Annotated in this window: 18 protein-coding genes; 9 read left to right on the plus strand and 9 right to left on the minus strand. The window is 73.3% G+C overall.

The genetic code is table 11. The features are described 5' to 3' along the window. Positions 1 to 392: 392 nt before the first annotated feature. Entirely contained in the window at positions 393 to 2,675 is a 2,283-nt protein-coding gene (locus ACFHYO_RS13380) for an NADP-dependent malic enzyme (RefSeq protein WP_394321019.1), read from the minus strand. Positions 2,676 to 2,832: 157 nt separating this feature from the next. Between ACFHYO_RS13380 and ACFHYO_RS13385 the strand changes: the two genes are divergently transcribed. The 8 genes from ACFHYO_RS13385 to hemC all read left to right on the plus strand — a co-directional run bounded on the left by ACFHYO_RS13385 (position 2,833) and on the right by hemC (position 11,789). After that, entirely contained in the window at positions 2,833 to 3,225 is a 393-nt protein-coding gene (locus ACFHYO_RS13385; protein ID WP_394321021.1) for a cytidine deaminase, read from the plus strand. Then, complete coding sequence (locus tag ACFHYO_RS13390; RefSeq protein WP_394321023.1) at positions 3,225 to 4,508, plus strand: thymidine phosphorylase; 1,284 nt, start codon at positions 3,225 to 3,227, stop codon at positions 4,506 to 4,508. Before ACFHYO_RS13385 ends, ACFHYO_RS13390 begins: the two co-directional genes overlap by 1 nt. A gap of 121 nt (positions 4,509 to 4,629) precedes the next feature. Then, on the plus strand, positions 4,630 to 5,805 hold the full coding sequence (locus ACFHYO_RS13395; RefSeq protein ID WP_394321025.1) for a phosphopentomutase: 1,176 nt from the start codon (positions 4,630 to 4,632) through the stop codon (positions 5,803 to 5,805). Beyond that, positions 5,802 to 6,782, plus strand: coding sequence for an adenosine deaminase (locus ACFHYO_RS13400; protein WP_394321027.1), 981 nt, complete (start codon positions 5,802 to 5,804; stop codon positions 6,780 to 6,782). Before ACFHYO_RS13395 ends, ACFHYO_RS13400 begins: the two co-directional genes overlap by 4 nt. 86 nt (positions 6,783 to 6,868) lie before the next feature. After that, positions 6,869 to 7,504 carry a uracil phosphoribosyltransferase gene (upp, locus tag ACFHYO_RS13405; RefSeq protein ID WP_036705582.1) on the plus strand — a complete coding sequence of 212 codons (636 nt, stop codon included), beginning with the start codon at positions 6,869 to 6,871 and terminating at the stop codon, positions 7,502 to 7,504. A gap of 72 nt (positions 7,505 to 7,576) precedes the next feature. After that, entirely contained in the window at positions 7,577 to 8,836 is a 1,260-nt protein-coding gene (locus ACFHYO_RS13410) for an SPOR domain-containing protein (protein ID WP_394321029.1), read from the plus strand. A 135-nt stretch (positions 8,837 to 8,971) separates the two neighbouring features. After that, a complete protein-coding gene (locus tag ACFHYO_RS13415; RefSeq protein WP_394321030.1) occupies positions 8,972 to 9,994 on the plus strand; it encodes a hypothetical protein in 1,023 nt (340 codons plus the stop codon). A gap of 817 nt (positions 9,995 to 10,811) precedes the next feature. Continuing rightward, a complete protein-coding gene (gene hemC / locus ACFHYO_RS13420) occupies positions 10,812 to 11,789 on the plus strand; it encodes a hydroxymethylbilane synthase (RefSeq protein WP_394321032.1) in 978 nt (325 codons plus the stop codon). A 164-nt stretch (positions 11,790 to 11,953) separates the two neighbouring features. On the opposite strand, the gene lexA is transcribed toward hemC, so the two are convergent. The 8 genes from lexA to ACFHYO_RS13460 form a co-directional block, all read right to left on the minus strand. After that, positions 11,954 to 12,679, minus strand: a complete 726-nt coding sequence (lexA, locus tag ACFHYO_RS13425; protein WP_394321034.1) for a transcriptional repressor LexA — start codon at positions 12,677 to 12,679, stop codon at positions 11,954 to 11,956. A gap of 100 nt (positions 12,680 to 12,779) precedes the next feature. Then, on the minus strand, positions 12,780 to 13,967 hold the full coding sequence (locus ACFHYO_RS13430; RefSeq protein WP_394321036.1) for a molybdopterin molybdotransferase MoeA: 1,188 nt from the start codon (positions 13,965 to 13,967) through the stop codon (positions 12,780 to 12,782). After that, a complete protein-coding gene (moaC, locus tag ACFHYO_RS13435) occupies positions 13,964 to 14,458 on the minus strand; it encodes a cyclic pyranopterin monophosphate synthase MoaC (protein ID WP_394321038.1) in 495 nt (164 codons plus the stop codon). The genes ACFHYO_RS13430 and moaC overlap by 4 nt, the downstream gene beginning before the upstream one ends. Next, positions 14,455 to 15,246: an indole-3-glycerol phosphate synthase TrpC gene (trpC, locus tag ACFHYO_RS13440; RefSeq protein WP_394321040.1), complete on the minus strand. Its 792-nt coding sequence runs from the start codon at positions 15,244 to 15,246 to the stop codon at positions 14,455 to 14,457. The genes moaC and trpC overlap by 4 nt, the downstream gene beginning before the upstream one ends. A gap of 41 nt (positions 15,247 to 15,287) precedes the next feature. After that, positions 15,288 to 15,932, minus strand: coding sequence for a uracil-DNA glycosylase (locus ACFHYO_RS13445; RefSeq protein ID WP_394321042.1), 645 nt, complete (start codon positions 15,930 to 15,932; stop codon positions 15,288 to 15,290). 310 nt (positions 15,933 to 16,242) lie between these two features. Beyond that, positions 16,243 to 16,584, minus strand: coding sequence for an MmcQ/YjbR family DNA-binding protein (locus ACFHYO_RS13450; RefSeq protein WP_394321044.1), 342 nt, complete (start codon positions 16,582 to 16,584; stop codon positions 16,243 to 16,245). Positions 16,585 to 16,588: 4 nt separating this feature from the next. Further along, on the minus strand, positions 16,589 to 17,623 hold the full coding sequence (gene trpD, locus ACFHYO_RS13455) for an anthranilate phosphoribosyltransferase (RefSeq protein WP_394321046.1): 1,035 nt from the start codon (positions 17,621 to 17,623) through the stop codon (positions 16,589 to 16,591). After that, entirely contained in the window at positions 17,620 to 18,237 is a 618-nt protein-coding gene (locus ACFHYO_RS13460; protein WP_394321048.1) for an anthranilate synthase component II, read from the minus strand. Before ACFHYO_RS13460 ends, trpD begins: the two co-directional genes overlap by 4 nt. A gap of 354 nt (positions 18,238 to 18,591) precedes the next feature. On the opposite strand from ACFHYO_RS13460, the gene ACFHYO_RS13465 reads away from it, so the two are divergent. Next, positions 18,592 to 19,153 (plus strand): hypothetical protein (locus tag ACFHYO_RS13465; protein ID WP_394321050.1); only part of this gene is annotated, 562 nt, incomplete at its 3' end.

A 19,153-nucleotide genomic window follows, 5' to 3' on the forward strand; every position in this document is an offset into this window, starting at 1 on the left:
AAGAATATTTCTGGGGACGTGCGCAAGGGCGGCGGATTGCCGCTGCCCTCGTGCCGGGGGGGCGGGGGAGGGCGAGGGTCGGCGACGCCGGTGGCTGTTGCCGTCAGGCGGTGGGAAGAGCCTTGGAAGGGCGCGGGTGGCGACCCTCGTCTGCCCCTCGGAGCGCCTCGCGCGCGGTGGTGCAGGCATCGGCGGAGGCGCGGTGTCTCGCCGCCTGTGCCACGATACGCGCCGGCAACAGGGCCGCCGCCGAAGCCGGAACCGGAAGGCGATCCGCTCGCCTAACGACCGTCCCAGTCAGCGCCAAGCCGGGCCGCCCGGGGACCAGCCACGCAAGGCAACGAGACGCTGGCCGGCAACCGAGGGCGGGACAATCCCCGCCCCCCGGGGCCTCACCCGTAATGCGCCACCGGAGTCCCCGCCAGCGCCGAGATGTTCAGCAGCCCTCGCGCCGTGATCGAGGGCGTCACGATATGCGCCTTGTTCCCCATCCCCATCAGGATCGGCCCGACCTCGAGCCCGCCGGCGCGGGTCTTCAGCACGTTCCTAACCGCCGAGGCCGCGTCGGTGCCGGCGAAGACCAGCACGTTCGCCGCCTCGTCCCCCAGCCGCGACGACGGCAGCAGCCGCGCCCGCACCGCGGGGTCGAGCGCCGCATCCACGTGCATCTCGCCGTCATAGATGAAATCCGCCTCGCGGCTCGCCAGCAGGTCCATCGCGTCCCGCATCTTGCGCCCCGAGGGGGTGTCGAGGTTGCCGAACTGCGAATGGCTGCAGAGCGCGATCCGCGGCGTCAGGCCGAAGCGGCGGACATGGCGGGCGCAGCCGACGACGGTCTCGTAGACCTCTTCCGGGGTCGGGTCGTGGTGCACCTGCGTGTCGGCCACGAACAGCGCCCCCTGATCCTGGATCAGCATCGACAGCGCACCGACCGGGTGCAGCCCGCCACGGGCGAGGATCTCGCGGACGTATTTCAGGTGCCACGAATACTGCCCGAAGCAGCCGCAGATCAGGCTGTCGGCCTCGCCGCGGTGGACCATGATCCCGCCGATGGCGGTGGTGTTGGTGCGCATGATCGCCCGCGCGATGTCGGGGGTCACCCCGCGCCGGGCCATCAGCCCGTGATACGTCTCCCAATAGTCGCGGTAGCGGGCGTCGCTCTCGGGGTTGACGATCTCGAAATCGACCTCGGGGCGGATCGGCAGCCCGGCGCGCTCGGCGCGGCGCGCGATCACCTCGGGGCGGCCGATCAGGATCGGCACGTCGTCGCCTTCCTCAAGGATCGCGTTGGCGGCGCGCAGCACCCGCTCGTCCTCGCCCTCGGCATAGACGATGCGGCGGGTGGCCTGTTTCGAGGCCTCGAACACCGGCCGCATGATCATCGCCGAGCGGAACACCGACCCGTCGAGCGCCCGCTTGTAGGCGTGGATGTCGGGCAGGGGCCGGGTGGCGACGCCGGTCTCCATCGCCGCGCGGGCGACGGCGGTGGCGACGACGCCCATCAGCCGCGGGTCGAAGGGCTTCGGGATCAGATAGTCGGGGCCGAAGGTCAGCCGCTCGCCGCGATAGGCCGCCGCGGCTTCCGCCGAGGTGGTGGCGCGGGCCAGCGCCGCGATCCCCTCGATGCAGGCGAGCTGCATCGCGTCGTTGATCTCGGTCGCGCCCACGTCCAGCGCGCCGCGGAAGATGAACGGGAAGCACAGGACGTTGTTGACCTGGTTCGGATAGTCGCTGCGCCCGGTGGCGATCACCGCGTCGGGCGAGACCGCGCGCACCTCGTCGGGCAGGATCTCGGGCGTGGGGTTGGCGAGCGCGAAGACGATCGGCCGCGGCGCCATCCGCGCCACCATCTCGGGCTTCAGCACCCCCGGTCCCGACAGGCCGAGGAACAGGTCCGCGCCGTCGATCACCTCGCCCAGCGTCCGCAGGTCGGTCGGCTGCGCATAGGCCGCCTTCTGCGGGGTCATGTCCTCGGTGCGGCCCTCGTAGACCACCCCGTGGATGTCGGCGAGCCAGACGTTCTCGCGCCGCACGCCCAGCTTCAGCAGCATGTTGAGACAGGCGATCCCCGCCGCCCCGCCGCCGGTCGAGACGACCTTGATGTCCTCGAACCCCCGCCCCGTCACCCGCAGCGCGTTGGTGGCGGCGGCGCCCACGACGATGGCGGTGCCATGCTGGTCGTCGTGGAACACCGGGATGTTCATCGTCTCGCGGCACAGCTTCTCGACGATGAAGCACTCGGGCGCCTTGATGTCCTCGAGGTTGATCGCCCCGAAGGTCGGCTCGAGCGCGCGGACGATGGCGGCGAGCTTCTCGGGGTCGGGCTCGTTCACCTCGAGGTCGAAGCAGTCGATGTTGGCGAATTTCTTGAAGAGGACCGCCTTGCCCTCCATCACGGGCTTCGCGGCCGCGGCGCCGATGTTGCCGAGCCCCAGCACCGCCGTCCCGTTCGACACCACCGCGACGAGGTTCGCCCGCGCCGTATAGCGCGCCGCGGTGGCGGGATCGGCCTTGATCTCGAGGCAGGCCTCGGCCACGCCGGGCGAATAGGCGAGGCTCAGGTCGCGGCCGTTGGCCAGCGGCTTCGTCGCCCGGATCTCGAGCTTTCCGGGCTTCGGCAGCTCGTGATAGTTCAGCGCCGCCTGCCGTGCCGTGTCCTGCCGCCGCTCGTCCATCGCATCCCCGCCCGGTTGGTCCTTTCCGCCGTCCTATCCCTGCCGACGTGGCGTCACAACCCGCCCGTCCCGCGCTTTCCGCCAGTCGAAACCCGCCGCTTGCACCTCGGGCAGGGCAGGGGGATGATGCCCCCCAACGGCCAAAGGAGTCCCGCCCATGTCCCTCATCGACGCCGCCCGCCGGGTGCGCGAGACCGCCTACGCCCCCTATTCCGGCTTCAAGGTCGGCGCCGCGCTGCGCGCGCCCTCGGGCCGCATCTACGCCGGCTGCAACGTCGAGAACGTCGCCTACCCCGAGGGCACCTGCGCCGAGGCCGGCGCCATCGCCGCGATGGTGGCGGGGGGTGAGACCGAGATCACCGAAATCTGCGTGATCGCCGACAGCCCCCACCCGACGCCCCCCTGCGGCGGCTGCCGTCAGAAGCTGGCCGAGTTCGCGCGCGAGGGCACGCCGGTGCTGCTCGCCACGCTCGACGGCGAGACGCTCGCCACCACCGTGGGCGAGCTGCTGCCCGGCCGGTTCGCGGCCAGCCACATGGACCGCGCCTGATGTTCGACCCGCGCCCGATCATCGCCGCGGTGCGCGACGGGCGCGGCCTCGACGCGGCGGGCGCGGCGCGAATCGCCCGCGGCCTCGCCGATTGCAGCGTCAGCGACGCGCAGGCCGGGGCCTTCGCCATGGCCGTCCTGACCCGCGGCCTCGGCCCCGAGGGCCGCGCGGCGCTCACCCGGGCGATGCGCGACTCCGGCCGGGTGCTGGCCTGGGACTTGCCCGGCCCGGCGGTCGACAAGCACTCGACCGGCGGCATCGGCGACGTGACCTCGCTGATCGTGGCCCCCCTCGTCGCCGCCTGCGGCGCCTATGTCCCGATGGTCTCGGGCCGCGGCCTCGGCCACACCGGCGGCACGCTCGACAAGCTCGAGGCGATCCCCGGCTTCCGCACCGACCTCGACGAGGCCGCCTTCCGCCGCATCGTCGCGGACGTGGGCTGCGCCATCGTCGCGGCCTCGGCCGACCTCGCCCCCGCCGACCGCCGCCTCTACGCCATCCGCGACGAGGCCGCAGCGGTCGAGACCATCGACCTCATCACCCCCTCGATCCTGTCGAAGAAACTGGCGGCCGGGCTCGACGGGCTGGTGCTCGACGTCAAGTCCGGCTCGGGCGCCTTCCTCACCGACCCAGCAGCCGCCCGCGACCTCGCCCGCGCGCTGGTCGACACGTCCACCGCCGCCGGCTGCCCCACGGTGGCGCTCATCACCGACATGGACCAGCCGCTCGCCCGCGCCGCCGGCAACGCGGTCGAGGTCGCCGCCGCCCTCACCGTCCTGCGCGGCGAGCCCGGCGAGGAGCCGCTGCGCGACCTCTCGCTGGCGCTCGCCGCCGAGTGCCTGCGCGTCGGCGGCATCCCCGACGCCGAGGCCCGCGTGGCGCAGGCCCTCGCCTCGGGCGAAGCGGCCGAGCGCTTCGCCCGCATGGTCGCAGCGCAGGGCGGCCCCGCCGACATCTTCGCGGCCCCGCTGCCCACCGCCCCGGTCATCCGCGACATCCCCACCCCATGCGACGCGGGCACCCATGTCGCCCGCATCGACGCGACCGCGCTCGGCCACGCCGTCCTCGCGCTGGGCGGCGGCCGCATCCGCGCCGGCGCCCCCATCGACCCGGCCGTGGGCCTGACCGACCTCGCCCGCCTGGGCGAGCCCGCCCCGCGCCTCGGCCGCGTCCACACCGCGACCGAGGCCGCCGCGCGGGCCACCATCGCCGCCGTCCAGACGGCCTACACGCTCGGCCCCCCGACCGACCCCGGCCCGCTGATCCGCGAGCGCCTGACATGACCGCGCCCCCCGCCCACCGGGCGCGGCAAGCCCCGCTTCTTTCCTGCCCCCAGATATCCTGGGGGGGCCGGCCCACGGCCGGCGGGGGCAAATCCCCCCAACCCGACGCACGAGACCCCGCATGACCCGCGCCTTCCTCATCGTCCTCGACAGCGTCGGCATCGGCGGCGCCCCCGACGCCCACCGCTTCGCCTCGGGCGGCGTCCCCGACACCGGCGCCAACACCGTGGGCCACATCATCCGCGACCGTGGCCTCGCCACGCCGACGCTTGACGCGCTCGGCCTGCGCGCCGCGCTTGCGCTCGCCAACGGCCAGCCCTGGGACGGCCCCGCCCCGCAGGGCCTCTGGGCCGCGGCGACCGAGACCTCCTCGGGCAAGGACACCCCCTCGGGCCACTGGGAACTGGCCGGCGTGCCGGTGCCGTGGGACTGGCACAGCTTCCCCGACACGCACCCCGCCTTCCCGCCCGACCTCTCGGCCCGCATCGCCCGGCTGGCCGGGACCGAGGGGATCCTGGGCGACTGCCACGCCTCGGGGACCGAGATCATCGACCGGCTCGGGGCCGAGCACCTCCGCACGGGCTGGCCCATCGCCTACACCTCGGTGGACAGCGTCGTGCAGATCGCCGCGCATGAAGAGGCGTTCGGCCTCGACCGCCTCATCACCCTCTGCGAGGCACTCGCCCCCAGCGTCCACGCGATGCGCGTGGGCCGGGTCATCGCCCGCCCCTTCACCGGGGCCGAGGGCGCCTTCCACCGCACCCCGAACCGGCGCGACTTCGCCATCGCACCCCCCGCCGACACGATCCTTGATCTGGCCCAGGGCGCGGGCCGCACCACCCACGCCATCGGCAAGATCGGCGACATCTTCAGCCACCGCGGCATCACGCGGCTGCACAAGGGCAAGTCCGACGCCGACCTCGCCGAGCACCTGATCCGCTTGGGGCGCGAGGCCGAACCCGGCAGCCTGACCTTCGCCAATTTCGTCGAGTTCGACAGCCTCTACGGCCACCGCCGCGACGTGGCGGGCTACGGCGCGGCGCTGGAATGGTTCGACGGCGTGGCCGCGCGCTTCCTCGCCACGCTGGGGCCGGGGGATCTCGCGATCTTCACCGCCGACCACGGCAACGACCCGACCTGGGCCGGCACCGACCACACCCGCGAGCGCGTGCCGGTCCTCGGCTGGGGCACGCCGCCCCACGCCGCGGGCCTCATCGCCTATGCCGACGTCGGCGCCACGGTCGCGGCCCATCTCGGCATCCCCGCCCCCGCGCATGGCCGCAACGTGCTGCCATGATCCCCAAGATCGAACTGCACCTCCACCTCGAGGGCGCCGCACCCCCCGCACTGATCCGCAGCCTCGCCGCCGAAAAGCGCCGCGATCTCGGCCCGATCTTCGCCCCCGACGGCCGCTACCGCTGGACCGACTTCGCCGACTTCCTGCGCGTCTACGAGGCCGCCACCGCCGTCCTCGACGGCCCCGAGGACTACGCCCGCCTGCTCGCCGTGGTGCTGGAAAACTGCGCCGAGCAGGGCGCGATCTACGCCGAGCTCTTCGTCTCGCCCGCGTTCTGCGGCGGCGGCGACTTGACCGCCTGGCGCGAGCACGTCGCCGCCTGGTCCGAGGTCGCCGCGGCGTTCGACGCCCAGGGCATCTCCAGCCGCGGCATCGTCACCCCCATCCGCCACCTCGGCCCCGACCGCGCCCGCGCCTCCGCCCGCTGCGCCGCCGAGACGGCGGGCGAGGGCGGGCAGGGCTGGATCGCCGGCTTCGGCCTCGCCGGCGCCGAGACCGCGGGCCAGCCGCAGGATTTCGCCTGGAGCTTCGACTGCGCCCGCGAGGCCGGGCTCGGCCTCACCTGCCACGCCGGCGAATGGCGCGGCCCCCAGTCGGTGCGCGACGCCCTCAGCCTCGGCGTCACCCGCCTCGGCCACGGCGTCCGCGCCATCGAGGATGCCGCGCTCGTCCGCGACCTCGCCGAGCAGGGGGTGACGCTCGAAGTCTGCCCCGGCTCGAACATCGCCCTCGGGCTCTACCCCGACTGGCCGTCCCACCCCATCGCCCGGCTCGCCGACGCGGGCTGCCGGGTCACGGTCTCGACCGACGACCCGCCGTTCTTCGACACCACGCTCACGCGCGAATACGACCGCCTCGCCGGGGCCTTCGGCTGGGGCGAGGCCGAGTTCGCGCGGATGAATCACTGGGCGCTCGACGCGGCCTTCTGCGACGCGGCGACCCGCGCCCGGCTGCGCCAGCGGCTTCCCGCGCCATGACCCGATCGTTCGCATGAACTGTGCATGAACGCTGCATGAACCTTGCACGAACATCAGACCGTTTTCACACCGCTGCCGAGGCCCCCATGAGCACCCAACATCTCACCGTCGTCACCCACCCGCTGGTCCAGCACAAGCTGACGCTGATGCGCGACAAGGCGACCTCGACCGCCAGCTTCCGCCGCCTGCTGCGCGAGATCTCGCTGCTGCTCGCCTACGAGGTGACGCGCGAGCTGGAACTGACGACGACCACCATCGAGACGCCCCTCTGCACCATGCAAGCCCCTCTGCTGGAAGGGAAAAAACTGGCGCTCATCTCGATCCTGCGGGCCGGGAACGGGCTGATGGACGGGATTCTGGAACTGATTCCCGCCGCCCGCGTGGGCTTCATCGGCCTTTACCGCGACCCTGAGACGCTGCAGCCGGTGCAGTATTATTCCAAGGTGCCGAACGCGCTCGACGCACGCATGGTGATCGTCGTGGACCCGATGCTGGCGACCGGCAACTCGTCGGTCGCCGCCATCGACCTGCTCAAGGCGCAAGGTGCTAAAAACCTTAGATTCTTGTGCCTTCTGGCGTCGCCCGAAGGGGTGGCGCGGATGGCCGAGGCGCATCCCGACGTGCCCATCGTGACCGCCGCGCTGGACGAGCGGCTCGACGATCACGGCTACATCGTGCCGGGCCTGGGCGACGCCGGCGACCGGATGTTCGGCACGAAATAGGGCTGCGTTAACCCGGCCTTAGCGCGCCGCGCGTAATCCTGCCCGAACGGCGATTCGGCTGTGGGAGTGGCGATGCGCATCACCGGTTTTTCCGCCCTGGCGGTCCTCGCCGCAGTGGCCCTGCTGGCGCTGCCCCCGCCCGTCCACGCAGCCGGCGGCGCCCACGACGCCGCGCCCGCCGCGGGCGAACACGCCGCCGCCGAACCCGCGGCCGAGCGGGTCGTGACCGTGCCCGAAGGCCCGCTGCGCAGCCCCGACATCCCGCCCGAGGAGCTCGCCGACCGCGCCCCCGCCGAAGTCCCGCCCCCCGGCTTCACCGCGGCGCAATACATTGATTCGCAAGGCTGCGTCTTCGTGCGGGCCGGTGGGGGCTGGGCCGCGCGCATCGCCCGCGACGGCTCGGCGATCTGCGGCTATCCGCCCACGCTCTCGGCCCGCCGCACCGATCCTGACCGCCCTCCGACGCTCTTCGCGCCACCCGAGGAGCCCCGCGCCCAGCGGATCGAGCGCGTCTTGACGGAAACCATCGTCCCCAACCTCATCGAGGGCGAACTGGTGACCCCGCCCGCCGCGCCGCACCCGCTGGCGTCATCGGCGGCGGGCGATGCGCCGAGCGTGGCGGCCGTGGACAACCAACCCCCGGCCGCCACCGTGGCGACCGATCCGAAAGGCTCGCCCGAAAACGGCGGCCCCGTGGTGGCGCCCTCCCCCGGCCCCGCCAAGCCCGCCGACCCCCTCGGCCTCTCGGCCCTCGTGCGCGAGGCGAGCGTCGCGACCGTGCCCGACCCATCGCTCCGACACGCACGGCTCTGCGCCCTCACGGGTGCCGACGCCACCCCGCAGCCCGGCCTCGGCGGCGCCACCGCGCTCGGCTTCTGCGGCCCTGCGTCGGTCAGCCTGTCGCCGCAAACCCGCCCCGAGGTGCCCGCACCAAGCCGGGCGAGGATTGCCACCGCCGCCCCTGCGCCCTCTCTGGCCGCGCGAGGTGCCAGCCCGACCCGGTCCGTCGCGACGCCGAAAGCGCCCCGCCAACCCACCCCGACATCCGCCCGCGCGGCCACCGAACGACGCACGACGACCGCGGCGCGGCAGGGGACCGAGCCGATGATTCCCCCCGGCGCGCGCTACGTCCAGATCGGCGCCTTCCGCGACGCTGGGAACGCAGCCCGTACCGCGCGCCGTGTCTCTGACCTCGGCCTTCCCGTCGCGCGTTCGCTGCAGGGACAGACGCAGCTCATCATGGTCGGCCCGCTGACCGGCCGCGAGGCCGTGGTGCGCGCCCTCGACCGCGTCCGCCGCGCCGGCTTCCGCGATGCCTACGCGCGGCGGTGAGGTCGCTGCGTCGTCGAGGCTTGCCGCAACTCCCATGCGGTCTGCCGCAGTCCCCCGTTCGCGCGGGGACTGGACGCGACGATCAGGATCGCCACAATCGTCCCAGTCAATCTGCAGCAGGGGCGTGCCCGCAACGTGACCGCACTGACCCAGTTCGAGCGGCTCGAGGCGCCGGGTGTCTGGAGGGCCGCGCCCGGCGCCCGGCTGCGCGACATCGTCGTCTCCTTCGGCGACGCCTCGCTGATCCTGCGCGATCCGCGCTCGGAAGAGCCGCTGTCGCACTGGTCGCTGCCCGCCGTCACACGCCTCAATCCCGGCCAGATGCCCGCCATCTTCGCCCCCGGAGACGCCGCGCAGGACGAGGTGGTCGAGATCGACGACCGGCTGATGGTCGAGGCCATCGAGCGCGTCCACACCGCGATCCTCGCCAGCCGCCCACGCCCCGGACGGCTGCGCGGCGCATTGATCTGGTCCACCCTCGGGGCGCTGGCGCTGGCGGCGGTCATCTGGCTGCCCGGCGCCGTCATGGCCCACGCTGCCCGGATCGCGCCGCCGGCCCAACGCACCGCGGTCGGGATGGAGCTTCTGTCCGACATGAGCCGGACGGCCGGTCAGCCCTGCGACCGGGCGGCCGGCGCGGCCGTGCTCGACCGGCTGTCGGCGCGGCTGCTCGGCCCGGGCGGGCGGATCGTCGTGCTGCCCGCCACCCTGCGCGGCGCCCGCGCTCTGCCGGGACGGATCGTGGTGATCGGCGACGACATGATCGCCGGCGCGCCGGGGCCCGAGGTCGCGGCCGGCCACGTCCTCGCCGCCGACGTCGCTGCAGGGGTGTCCGATCCGCTCGGCGAGGTCATCCACGCCGCCGGGCTACGGGCGGCCGTCGAGATGCTGGTCACTGGCGCTTTGCCCGAGACGGCCGTCGCCGGGCAGGGCGCAGCGCGCCTCCTCGCCCCCGCGCCTCGCCCCGATGACGAGGCGCTGCTGTCCCGGCTGGAGACCGCCGGCGTACCCAGCCAGCCCTACGCCCGCTCGCTGGACCCGAGCGGCGAGACGGTCCTCACCCTGATCGAGGCCGACCCCTTCCGCACCACCGCGCCGCCCGAGCCGCTGATGAGCGGGGGCGAGTGGGTGCAGTTGCAGCAGATCTGCGCGGGGTGAGGGGGACGGGGTCGATCCGCCAGTGGGCAAAGAGCGGTGAGTGCCCGGTGTTGTTGGATTGGGGGGGCTTGCCGGAGTCGTTCAACAGAACATCTGAGCAGTATCGACGCCCGGCCACTTCACTCGCGGTGGTGAGTTCGATGGGCGATTGCACGCTGCTGCTGACGCAGCGTCGGTAAACCCTGCAAACGTGAAGAGCGGGAGCCGTCCGCAGTCGGGCGGGCCCGTTATCGTGTCGCTAGAACGTGGTGTCCGTCCGCCGCTGTCCTTTCCTCTCGGTCTAACGACCTGGCGGTGAAACCGTCAAAGAACCTCTGTTTGTCGCCGCCCGTTGCGGACACTCGCTGGCTCTAGTTCATGAACCCGAAGCCGGCTCACCTAATCGGTTCGGGTGCTGCACGAACCGTCGCTTGCAAGGCGCTTATGCTACTCCACCGATTGGCTGCGGCTAATAAGAGCAATCGTCAGGCAGCTTTCAGTTCGGCAGACCGTTTTCCCGCCGGTGTAAGCGGCTGCACACTGGGGAATTCAGTTATTGTCGTTCATTTGGCTTAACTCACCCCCAAAACTGTTCAACCGCGCAGTGGATAACGCAAGCAACAGATAGACATGCGGTAACCCGCAGCAACCCGGCGCAACGATTGCAACATTTCATCCGCCGCCACTTGGGCGGTCTGCGGGCCCACTGACGCCAGTGGCCACGCTTGGTCGGCGAGAGCAGAGTTCTTAGGATCTTAGTTTCCCTCAGTCCACTCTCCACCCCCCGCCCCGCACCTCGGCGGTTGTCAACCGCGCCGGGCGGGGGTAACCCGCGGCCATGATCGACCATCCCACTCCCGATGCGCCGTTGAGGATCGGCACCCGCGGCTCGGCGCTTGCGCTGGCCCAGGCCCATGAAACGCGTGACCGGCTGGCCGCGGCGCATGGCTTGCCCGCGGACGCCTTTGACATCGTCGTCATCAAGACGACAGGCGACCGGGTGCTCGACCGGCCGCTGCGCGAGATCGGCGGCAAGGGGCTCTTCACCCGCGAGATCGAGGACGCGCTGCTCGACGCGCGGATCGACATCGCGGTGCACTCGATGAAGGACATGCCGGTGCTGCAGCCGGACGGGCTGGTGATCGACTGCTACCTGCCGCGCGAGGATGTGCGCGACGCGTTCGTGAGCGCGCGGTGGGATACGATTTCGGCGCTGCCGGCGGGGACAGTCGTCGGCTCGTCGAGCCTGCGGCGGCGCGCGCAGCTGGCGCACCGGCGTCCCGATCTGACGCTGGTCGAGTTCCGGGGCAACGTCCAGACGCGGATGCGCAAGCTCGCAGAAGGGGTGGCCGAGGCGACGTTTCTCGCCATGGCGGGGCTGACCCGGCTGGGGATGCTGGACGTGGTGAAAAGCCGCATCTCGCCCGAGGAGATGCTGCCCGCCGTGGCGCAGGGCGCCATCGGCGTCGAGCGGCGGGCGGACGACGCACGGGCCGGGGCGCTGCTGGCGGCGATCTCGGACCAGTCGACGACGCTGCGGGTCGAGGCCGAGCGCGCCTTTCTGCGCCGGCTCGACGGGTCGTGTGAGACCCCCATCGCGGGGCTTGCCGAACTCGACGGCGACCGGCTGATGCTGCGGGGCGAGATCCTGCTGCCGGACGGGTCGATCTCGATCACCGGCACGCGCGAGGGCTCGTCCGCGGATGGCGTGGCGATGGGCCGCGATCTGGCCGAGGAGCTGCTGGGCCGGGCACCGCCTGAGTTCCTCGAGCTGAGCGGCATCTCGCCCGATCGCGGCTCCCCGCCGCTGCGCTGATGTACTTCAGAACGCATGCCGAGCGAGGCCGAACTCTCAATTGTGAAAGTGGCCGGCAAGCGGCAGGGTGTCGCCGCCTAACCTAGCAAACGCCCCTGCTTCGCCTGCTCACGGTCAGGTAGCGCCCGCGTCCAAACAGCCGCGCGCCGCCAAATGAATCCGCCTCAATAGCTGCGGATCAATCCCACCAGCCGGCCCTGCACCTTCACCTTGTCCTCGGGCAGCATCCGCGTCTCATAGGCCGGGTTGGCCGCCTCGAGCGCGATCATCCCGCCCTTGCGGCGATAGCGCTTGAGCGTCGCCTCGGCGCCCTCGACCAGTGCCACGACGATGTCGCCGTTCTCGGCCGTGTCCTGCTCGCGGATCACCACCACGTCGCCGTCGTTGATCCCCGCCTCGATCATCGAATCGCCGCGCACCTCGAGCGCGTAGTGATGCTCGCGCCCGGTCAGCATCGAGCCGGGGACGGCAATGTGGTGCGAGACTTCCGAGATCGCCTCGATCGGGACACCGGCGGCGATGCGGCCCATCACCGGCAGCTCGACCGCAGGGCTGTCGACGATGTCCATGGCCCCGCGCGGGCGGCCGACGCTCGCGCGGCGGTCGCCGTCGATCACCCGCGGGGCAAAGCCGGGCGTGGCGCCCTGGGCGCCCTCACCCTCGTCGCGCAGCAGCGCGTCGGGCAGGCGGACGATTTCCAGCGCGCGGGCGCGATGGGGCAGGCGGCGGATGAAGCCGCGTTCCTCGAGGGCAGTCACGAGCCGGTGGATCCCCGATTTCGAGCGCAGGTCCAGCGCCAGTTTCATTTCATCGAACGACGGCGGCACCCCGTCGCGGGCCATCCGCGTCTGGATGAAGTCGAGCAGCTCGATCTGTTTTCTCGTCAGCATGGTCGGCCCGTCCCCCGCATTCGGCTGCCGTGTTCATCCAATGTTCTAGACCCGTTCACCTTTCAGGTCAACGGATAAGCCGATTCGCATGAAGGATCGGTTAACGCGGCAGCGGAATATAGGCGACCGGGGCGCCCGCCTCGCGGGCCGGATCGCCGGGCGCGCGGACCAGCAGCGCCTGCGCCTCGGCCATGAGCGACAGCCGGGCCGAATCCTGGTCGGGGAACGGCGTCACGATCACCCCGTCGGGACCGTCCGAGAGCGTCGCGCGCAGATAGTGCTGGCGGTCTCCCTCGGGCCCGAGCGCGCGGCCCAGCCGGCCGTGGCGCAGGGGCGGCGCGGGCGTGGCGTCGCCCTGCATCCGCCGCACCAGCGGCTGCAGGAACAGGATCGCGGTGACGATGGCCGAGACCGGGTTGCCGGGCAGGCCGAGCAGCGCCATCTCGTCCAGCCGGCCGGCCATCAGCGGCTTGCCGGGCCGCATGGCGATGCGGTGGAAGGCGCGCGCCATCCCCCGATCGGCGGCGACGCGGCCGATCAGGTCGTGGTCGCCCACCGAGGCCCCGCCGATGGTCACCAGCAGGTCCGACCCCTCCGCGGCAGCGAAGCCTGCGCGCAGCGAGGCCTCGCTGTCGCGGGCCAGCGGCAGGATGCGGGGCACCCCGCCCGCCGCCGCCACCAGCGCCGCGATGGCGAGGTCGTTCGAGCTGACGATCTGGCCGGGGCCGGGGGCCTCGCCGGGACGCACCAGCTCGTCGCCGCCCGCGAGGACCGCGACGACCGGGGCGCGCCCGACGGTCACGCGCGGGACGTTCATCGCGGCCAAGAGGCCGATGTCGGCGGCCGACAGCCGCCGCCCGGCGGCGAGGCGGTCGCCCTCGGCGAAGTCGCTGCCGCGGCGGCGGATGTTGTCGTGGCCGGGGGCCGAGGCGATGGTGACGCGGTCGGCCTCGCGCCGGGCGTGTTCCTGCATCACCACGAGGTCGGCGCCCTCGGGCACCGGCGCCCCGGTGAAGATCCGCGCCGCGGTGCCGGGCGCGAGCGGGGCGGCGAGGGCGCGCCCGGCGGCGGCCTCGCCCACCACCGGCAGCGGGCCGGGCAGGTCGGCGGCGCGCAGGGCATAGCCGTCCATCGCGGCGGAATCGAACGGCGGCTGGGTGATCCGCGCGACCGCGTCAGAGAGCAGCACCCGGCCCGCGGCGTCGCTCAGGTCCACGTCCTCGGCCTGCGGCGCGGGGGCGAGGCCCAGCACCAGCGCCAGCGCGTCCTCGACCGTCAGCAGGCTCACGGCGCGGCCTCGGGGCCGGTGCCGGGCGCGCGGAAGCTGCCCGACTTGCCGCCGGTCTTCGAGAGCAGCCGCACCCCCTCGATCCGCATGTCCTTCTGCGCCGCCTTGAGCATATCATAGACGGTCAGCGCGGCGACGGTGGCGGCGGTCAGCGCCTCCATTTCGACGCCGGTGCGGCCGGTGGTGCGCGCGGTCGCGGTGATCCGCACCCCGGGCAGGGCGGGGTCGGGCACCAGCTCGACCGCCACCTTGTCGAGCGGCAGCGGATGGCAGAGCGGGATCAGCTCGGCGGTGCGCTTGGCGCCCATGATCCCGGCGAGGCGCGCGACGCCCAGCACGTCGCCCTTGGCGGCGCCGCCGGTGGCCAGCGCCAGCGTTTCGGGGGCCATGACCACGGCGGCCTCGGCCACCGCCTCGCGCTGGGTGGGGGCCTTGCCCGAGACGTCGACCATGTGCGCTTGTCCCGCGGCGTCGAAATGGGTCAGCGTCATGCGTCGCCCCCGAGGATCGCGCGGGTCGCGGCGGTCACGTCGTCCTGCCGCATCAGGCTTTCTCCGATGAGGAAGCGGCTGATGCCGGCCTCCATCATCCGGGCGAGGTCGGCGTGGGTGAAGAGGCCGCTTTCGCAAACCAGTTGCCGGTCGGGTGGCAGCATCGGCGCGAGTTGAAGCGTCGTCTCAAGATCAACGTGGAAGGTCTTAAGATTACGGTTGTTCACCCCGATGAGCGGCGAGCGCAGGCGCAGCGCCCGCTCCATCTCGGGGGCGTCGTGGACCTCAATCAGCGCGTCGATGCCCCAGTGCCGGGCGGCGTCCTCGAGCTCGGCCGCCAGCGTGTCATCGACCGAGGCCATGATGATCAGGATGCAGTCGACGCCCCAGGCGCGGGCCTCGGCGACCTGATAGGGGTCGTAGAGGAAATCCTTGCGCAGCACCGGCAGGCTGCAGGCCGCGCGGGCGGCGGTGAGGAACTCGGGCGCCCCCTGAAAGGACGGCGCGTCGGTCAGCACCGACAGGCAGTCGGCGCCCCCGGCCTCATAGGCGCGGGCGAGCGCGGGCGGGTCGAAGTCGGGGCGGATCAGGCCCTTGGAGGGGCTGGCCTTCTTGATCTCGGCGATCAGCGCCGGGCCGGTGGCGGCGGCGCGGTCGAGCGCTGCGGCGAAGCCCCGCACCGGGGGGGCGGCGCGGGCGGCGGCCTCGACCTCGGCCAGCGGGCGGGCGGCGCGGGCGGCGGCGATTTCGTCGAGCTTGTAGGTCTTGATGCGGTCGAGAATATCCATGCCGGCACCCTAGCCGCGCCGGGCGGGGGACGGAAGGGCGCTCAGGCGCCCGCCGACCAGTCGATGGGAGGCTCGCCGCGGGCGGTCAGCCAGGCGTTGACGCGCGAGAAGGGGCGCGAGCCGAAGAACCCGCGCGGCGCCGAAAGCGGCGAGGGGTGGGCGCTGGCGAGGGTCAGGTCGATGGGCCGCGGCAGGCCGGCCAGCGCCGTTTGCGCGTGGGCGCCCCAGAGCACGAACGCGAGCGGCCGTTCCGCCTGCGCCGCGGCCACCGCCTGTCGCGCGAGCGCCCCCCAGCCCCAGCGCGCATGGCTGCCCGCCGCGCCCGGCGCCACGCTGAGCGCGGTGTTCAGAAGCAGCACCCCCTGGCGCGCCCAGCTGGTGAGGTCGCCCGAGGGCGGCGCCTGCCCGGTGTCGGCGGCGAGCTCGGCGAAGATGTTGGCCAGCGAGCGCGGCGGGCGGACGCCGGGATTGACCGAAAAGGCGAGGCCGTTCGCGTGGCCCGGCGTGGGGTAGGGGTCCTGCCCGAGGATCACCACCCGCACCTCGGCCGGAGCCACGGCCTCGAGCGCGGCGAAGAGGCGGTCGGGGCCGGGCAGGTAGGGGGCGGCCGCGAGGCGGGCGCGGATCGCGGGCCATGGGTCGGCGAAGAACGGCAGGTGGGCCCAGGCGGCGGGCGGGGTGGGCATCGTCAGTGCAGGCCGGGTGAGACGCGCCCGGGGGCGGTGGTGGGCTGCGGGACGGGCGCGGCTGGAAGGGGCATGGCGTCGATGGGCAAAGGCGGGTGAAACACGGGCAAGACGGCCGATGCGGGCAGCGCTGAGGCGGGCAGAGCCGGAGCGAGCGGAGCGGGGGCAGGAAGAGCCGCTGCAGGCAGAGCCGACGCGGGAAGAACCTTCCCCAGCAGAGCCGACGCGGCCCGAACCTTGGCCGGCAGAGCCGCCGCGGTCAGAGCCAGGGCTTGCAGCACCCGGACCGGCAGAGCGACGGCCGGCATCGTCAGAGCGGCGGCAGCTCGGCCTGCACGCGGCGCGGCAGGCTCGCGCGGATCAGCCGGTAGCTGGCCTCGACGCGGTGGCGCAGCTCGTCCGGGTCGGCGTCAAGCGGCAGGGCCACCCAGCTGCGGTGCAGATAGGGCGCGCGGGTGGCGACGCCGGCCTCGATCAGCAGCTCGGCGGTCTCGATCCCGTCGGTCTTGACCGACACCGCCCCGGTCGATGTCCCGACGATGGCGAAGATCTTGCCGCAGACCTTCCAGACCTCGTGGCCCTCGCCGAAGGGCTCGCTGACCCCGGCGCCGGGGTGCGCGGCGCAGAGCGCGTTGACCTCGGCGCGGGTCATGGGTTCAGCCCTCGGCCGGCGGCGCGCCGGTGACGGCGGCGAGGCGCGCCAGCCGGTCGCGCGCGGCGCCCGAGTCGATCGCCTCGCGCGCCATCGCGGCCCCCTCGCGCAGGTCGGCGGCCCGGCCCGCGACCAGCAGTGCCGCTGCTGCGTTGAGCAGCACCGCGTCGCGGTAGGCACCGGGCGCGCCGTCGAGCAGCGCCTTGAGCGCCGCGGCATTCTCGGCCGGGGTGCCGCCGACGATCTCCTCGAACGGGTGGACGGGCAGGCCCGCGTCCTCGGGTGCCACCTCGAACTCGGTCACCGTGCCGTCCTTGAGCGCCGCCACCCGCGAGGGGGCCGAGATCGCCAGCTCGTCGGTGCCGTCGCCGCCGTGGACCAGCCACACCGCGTCCGAGCCGAGGTCGCGCAGCGTCTCGGCCATCGGGCGCAGCCAGTCGGCCGAGAACGCCCCGGTGAGCTGGCGGCGCACGCCGGCCGGGTTGGTCAGCGGCCCGAGGATGTTGAACACCGTCCGGGTGCCGAGCTCGGTCCGCGCGGGACCGACGTGGCGCATCGCCGGGTGGTGCATCGGCGCCATCATGAAGCAGATGCCGGCCGCGTCCAGCGCCTCCTGCGCCCTGGCCGGGCCGCCCATCACGTCGAGCCCGAGATGCGTCAGCGCGTCCGCGCTGCCGGATTTCGAGCTGAGGTTGCGGTTGCCGTGCTTGGCGACCGCAACCCCCGCGCCCGCCACCACGAAGGCCGTCGCAGTCGAGATGTTGAGCGTGCCCTTGCCGTCGCCGCCGGTGCCGACGATGTCCATCGCCCCCTCGGGCGCCCGCACCCGGTGCATCCGGGCGCGCATGGCGCGAGCGGCGGCGGCGATCTCGTCCACCGTCTCGCCGCGCACCCGCATCGCCATCAAGAGCCCGCCGATCTGCGCCGGGGTGGCCTTGCCGTCGAAGAGCGCGCCAAAGGCCGCCTCGGCCTCCTCGCCCGTCAGGGGGCGGGACGCGGCGAGGCCGATCAGCGGGCGGATGTCGGTCGTCTCGGTCATGCAGTCTCCTTGAGCGGCGCGCCGGCCCCGTTGCCGCAGCGGCGCAGCCAGTTGGCGATCATCGCGTGGCCGTGCTCGGAGCGGATGCTTTCGGGATGGAACTGCACCCCCTCGACCGGCAGCGTGCGGTGCGCGACGCCCATGATGGTGCCGTCGGCGGCCGTCGCGGTGACGCGCAGCGCCTCGGGCAGGGTTTCGGGCTCGAGCGTCAGCGAGTGATAGCGCGTGGCCCTGAGCGGCGAGGGCAGCCCGGCGAAGAGGCCGGTGCCGTCGTGGCTGATGGCGTCGACCTTGCCGTGCACGATCCGCGCGGCGCGGACGACGCGGCCGCCGAACGCCTCGCCGATCGCCTGGTGGCCAAGGCAGACGCCCATCACCGGCACGCCTGCGTCGGCGGCGGCGCGGATCAGCGGGACGATGATCCCGGCCTGCGCCGGGGCCTTGGGGCCGGGCGAGATCAGGATGCCCGCGGGGCGGCGGGCCAGCGCCTCGGCCACGGTCAGGGCGTCGTTGCGGATGACCTCGACCGTGGCGCCGGCCTCGCCGAGGTAGTGCACGAGGTTCCAGGTGAAGCTGTCGTAGTTGTCGATCATGAGGATCGACGGAGGGGCCATCCCGTCCGTCCGGGCGTCCGGGCCGGGGGCCGGGGCGAGGGGCTGGCGGCGGACGGTCGCGGCCGATGATGGGACCGATGATGGGGCCTGTGCGGGGGCCGGTTCGGGGGCCTGTTCTGGGGCCGGGGCGGTCATGGCGGGCTCGTGGCAGGGGCGGGGCGTCGCCGCCCCGCGAAGGGGGGTGGCCCGCGGATTGCGGTGGGCTATAGATGCTCTCAAGCGGCGCACAGGGTCAACCCTGCCCCCCGTCCGGGGCGCGGGGTCGGTCCGCCAAGCGCTTGGGGCAGGCGACGGGTCCGGTTGACGGGCCGCGGTCAGGCCGGCTGGACGGACAGGGCAGGCGAAGGGCGGACGATGGGATTTTTTCGCGGTCTCGCGCATGGCACGCTGATGAGCGCCGCGACGCTGGCGGCGCTGTCGCTGGCCCTGCCGCCGGTGGATCGGGAGGCGGTGCCTGCGGCCGGCCTCGAGGCCGGTGGGTCGGGGGCGGCGGGGGTGTCTCCGGCGGGCGCACCTGCGGCGGGCGGTGCTGTGGACGGGGCGGCGGCTGCGCCGGGCGAGATAGCACGGGGTCCGGTGGCGGGTGAGGCGGTCGAGACGGACCGCGGTCCGGTCACGCCGGACGCGGCGTCATCGGCTGGCGTCGCCGCGACGAGCCCTGCCACCGACACCGACACCGGACCTGTTGCGGCTCCCTCAACGCCGGTCTCGGGAGCACCCGCGGACCCGGCGACCCCGCCGGGGACTGATGCGGAGGTGACGGCCACGCAGACGTCGCCGTCGGCCGGTGTGCCTGCCTCAGACGGGCCTGCGGCCGAGCAACTGCCGTCGCCGGTGGGCTCCGAGTTCCGCCGCGCGGGCGACGACAGCCCGCGCCCGCCCGAGGCGCAGCCGGCCCCCGCGGTGCCCGCGGGGC

Origin of the sequence: Paracoccus panacisoli, assembly GCF_042435015.1 — a bacterium.
In the GTDB taxonomy this organism is placed as follows: Bacteria; Pseudomonadota; Alphaproteobacteria; order Rhodobacterales; family Rhodobacteraceae; genus Paracoccus; species Paracoccus panacisoli.